This is a genomic window from Actinomadura sp. NBRC 104412 (genome assembly GCF_030269515.1).
Lineage (GTDB): Bacteria > Actinomycetota > Actinomycetes > Streptosporangiales > Streptosporangiaceae > Spirillospora.
On sequence record NZ_BSTM01000071.1, the window covers coordinates 1 to 3,481 of the forward strand.

3 protein-coding genes and 1 tRNA gene are annotated in these 3,481 nt (G+C 65.6%); all 4 read right to left on the reverse strand.

Features of this window, described 5'->3' with window-relative positions:
* Positions 1 to 684 precede the first annotated feature (684 nt).
* Positions 685 to 762: transfer RNA gene (locus tag QSK21_RS35650), tRNA-OTHER, on the reverse strand.
* Between the two features lie 425 nt (positions 763 to 1,187).
* Positions 1,188 to 1,895 carry an HAD family hydrolase gene (locus QSK21_RS35655; protein ID WP_285702177.1) on the reverse strand — a complete coding sequence of 236 codons (708 nt, stop codon included), beginning with the start codon at positions 1,893 to 1,895 and terminating at the stop codon, positions 1,188 to 1,190.
* 15 nt (positions 1,896 to 1,910) lie between these two features.
* Positions 1,911 to 2,429 (reverse strand): GNAT family N-acetyltransferase, encoded by a 519-nt coding sequence (locus tag QSK21_RS35660; RefSeq protein WP_285702178.1) that lies wholly within the window; start codon positions 2,427 to 2,429, stop codon positions 1,911 to 1,913.
* Positions 2,430 to 2,575: 146 nt separating this feature from the next.
* Positions 2,576 to 3,208 (reverse strand): 2'-5' RNA ligase family protein, encoded by a 633-nt coding sequence (locus QSK21_RS35665; RefSeq protein WP_285702179.1) that lies wholly within the window; start codon positions 3,206 to 3,208, stop codon positions 2,576 to 2,578.
* Positions 3,209 to 3,481 lie beyond the last annotated feature (273 nt).

Here is a 3,481-nt window from a genome sequence, read left to right on the forward strand (position 1 = left end):
GCCTCAAGAACCGAGACCTCGGTCGCCCACCCGCGGCCAAACACAACCACGAACAGTAACCAACAACAACATCAAGGGGTTACGGTTCAAACGCCCTCAGGGGGTCACGATTGAGGCGCCGTTGACACAGGGCTTACCCGTGGAGGTCGCCGCGTTGGACGATTGGACGTGCCCGAAGCAGGGGCCTCGGAGCCCCCAGCCCCCGCGAGTCGGAGCACTCATCCGCGCGAAACCGTCTGTCACACCATCGCGCCGTTCGCGCGGATAAGTACTTTGGACCGTGGTGACGCAAGGTGCGGTAAGAGGAGGCACAGCCACCTCACCCGAGACGCACACGCGCCAGGCAGCGGCTTTTACGTTGGATGACGCTCGGGCTGGCATTCGCCCACGGTGCCGGCTACTCCCTTCGGTCGCCCCTACGGGGTGGCCTTCGGCCATGACCGGCCCCTTCCATGCCAGCACACAGGGAAGCCGCAGCCCTCGGGTCGTCGCGACCAAGCCACCGCAGCAGCGCACGAGAGATAGCAGCAACCGACCTGATCACCAGCTCTTTGGCGTGCCCCCGCCGTGCCCCACACGTGCCCGTGAGGGCGGTAAACAGGGGAATTCACGAGGACTCACGGTAACAAGGCAAAGAGCCCCCCTCAGGGCGTTACGCCTGGTGGGAAGGCTCTTTGGCTGGTGTGGCGGGTCCAGGATTCGAACCTGGGTAGGCTAAGCCGACGGATTTACAGCCCGCCATGGATCATGACGACGCTACCCCGTTGACCTGCGAAGACTTCGGCGTCGGTGCCCTCATGCGCGTGAAGCGTTCCGCGTATTTTCCGAATCTTGGTCTGGGAACCTCAGCGGTCCCCTGCCCGCACCTGTCACCCGAGCTTCCCACCTCAACCCCTCGACCACCCGTCACGGGACCGCCCTCTGCTTCCCGGAGCCGGAGTGCCCCCGCCGGAGGCACGTATGAACCTGCGCCCCGTCGCATGCGCCAGCTCGGCGGCGGCGCGTACCCCGTGGCTGCCGTCAGCCGGGCGGCCGGGCTCGGCCGGTGGCTTTCGCGCGCCCGCCTTCGGCCCGCCGGGGCGGGACCGGCCCCCAGGCCGCACGCCCGCCCCGGCGTCGCCGGGCGGGCGTTGCGGTGGCGCGAAGCGCCACCGCCCTTGATCTCAATGAGCTGAATTCGGCAATGATCACGAGGAATGCTTGCCTGTCAGGCTTTGGACGAGTGCGGATGTGTCCGCGAGGTGCTCCAGGACGGTGACGGCACCGGCGGCGCGTAGTTCGTCGGCGGGGGTGCGGCCTGAGGCAACGGCGATGATCTGGGCGCCGCCCTTCAACGCGGCTTCCACATCGCTGGTGGTGTCGCCGACGACGTACGTGGTGTCTCGCGTGTAGGTGTATCCGGTACGGCCGGTGGCTCGGGCTTGCGCTATGGGGACGAGGTTGGGGCGTACGGAATCGTCCGTCCCGTAGGCGCCTACGTCCAGGTCAAGCCACTGGGCCAGATCGAAGGTTTCAAGCTTGGCGATGGCTGAGGGTTTGGGGTTGCCGGTGAGGACGGTTTGGGTGATGTGGGGTAGCTCGGCGAGGGCGGCCAGGGCTTCGCGGGCTCCGGGAAGGGCGCGGCCTCGGCGGCGCATCTCGTCGGCTCGGGCTCGGTAGCCGGCGGCCTGGGCTTCGACGAACTTGGGGAAGTAGTCGCCTGGATCTTCGATGCCGTACAGCTCCAGGGTTTCGCGGAGGATGACTTGCTCGGTGCGGCCGGTGGCGTCGGGTAGGCGGTCGATGTGGTGGCCGGTGACCTGCCGGACGGCGTCGCGGAAGACTTCGCTGCCTACTCCTCCGGTTTCGATGAGCGTGTGGTCGATGTCCCACAGGATGAGCTTCGGGGTCGGCATGGTGCGGCCAGTGGCTTAAAGGTCTTTGAGCATGGCGTCCATGACGGGGCCTTCGCCGCCGATGGTGCCGATCGTGTACCAGCCCCAGCGTTCGTACATGGCGTGGGCGGGGGATCCGGGGATGGTGGCGAGTGTGGCGTAGTCCTCGGTGCGTGTGGTGAGCAGGGCGTCAAGGAGGGGGTGCGCCAAGCCCTGGCCTTGGTGGGCGTGGTGTATGTCCAGCTCGATGACGGCGAACTTGGTCGCTGTGAGGATGGGGTCAGGTGGGGGTGTGGCGTCGGCCCACCAGCCTCCGGCAGGGAAGCGAAAGCCGAAGCTGAAGCCGGCCAAGGCTCCGGCCACGTGGATCGTCACTAGGTCGAAGCCTGGGCTGTGGGCTTGGGCCTGTGTGCGGGCTGTGAACTGTTCGCGGCTGAAGAGGGGGTCGTCGCGGTGCGGGTCGTCCTTGCGTGCTGCTAGGTAGACCTCGGTCAGTTCGGGGAGCATTTCCAGTGTCTGCTCGCCGGTGTGGTGCGTGTACGTGGCGTCGGTCATGACCTGATCGCCTTGTGGGCTGGTGATGCGGCGAGTGCGAGTCGTTCGCGGTACTCGCTGATGATCGGATGGCCTTGCATTTCGGGTGGCACGGGTTGGAGGACCTGACTTGCCAAGTTGGTGATCATTGTGGTGTGGTGCCGTCATCAGTGGCGGCCGAGGAGTTGGGCGCGGCCGATGGGATGCCAGTCCCAGAGACGTTCGGGGCCGCGTTGGTCGACGAGGGTGACGGCATCGATGGTGACGGCGCAGCTCGGGATTTCACGGCCGAGGGCGGAGATGATCGGCTCGGCAGGTTGCTCGGCCTCGCTGTAGATAAGGGTGGCGTGCGGGACCCATCGGCTGGTGCCCTCGGTGTGGTCCTGTCGACCAGTCGCTTCGAGGGTCGCGGTCTGTATGGCCTCGCGGACCTGCTCCAGGTGCTCGGTGGGTCGGATAGCGAGGGCGATTGCCTCTGGGTGGTAGAAGAGTCGGTCCACGGTCACGCTGATAGGCGGCACCTTGGCTAGCAGTGCTGATGCGGTGGTGAGCATGTCTTGCTGTTGCTCGGTGGTTATCTTGTCGGTAGGGCCGACCACAAGCGTGGTGATGTGAAGCCATTCGAGCGGGGGCATGTGCAGGCCGCTGAAGGCGGCGAGTCGCTCCCGTGCGATGCGGGCGGCTTTGCGGGCCTCGGGTTGATCGCCTACGAGCATGTGCCAGTAGAGCGTGCCCTGGCCTGGTCCGGGTTCTTTGCGGTTCTGCCAACGGTTGATCATCCGTGTGGGCAGAGGGCTCATGAGAACTCCAGGTCGGGATCGTCTGTCAGGGCGGCGGCGTTGAAGTCTCGGATCTGCTGGCGGAGTTCGGTTGCTAGCGGGCTGTCTCGGAGCTGGCGACGGTTGAGTTGGCGGTCTAGTGTTTCGTATCTGAAGAATGTTTACACCTTTCCTTGGGAGTGGAATAATGACTGTTGTGGAGTTGTCGAAGCAGCAGCGTTCCTCTCTTGAGTCTGTGATCCGCCAGGGGGAATACGACAGATCGGTGGCGGCGCGCGCACAGTTCGTGCTGTG

Excerpts from the sequence above, each read along its gene's own strand:
- QSK21_RS35655 (WP_285702177.1), bottom strand. The coding sequence starts at position 1,895 with ATGCCGACCCCGAAGCTCATCCTGTGGGACATCGACCACACGCTCATC.
- QSK21_RS35660 (WP_285702178.1), bottom strand. The coding sequence starts at position 2,429 with ATGACCGACGCCACGTACACGCACCACACCGGCGAGCAGACACTGGAA.
- QSK21_RS35665 (WP_285702179.1), bottom strand. The coding sequence starts at position 3,208 with ATGAGCCCTCTGCCCACACGGATGATCAACCGTTGGCAGAACCGCAAA.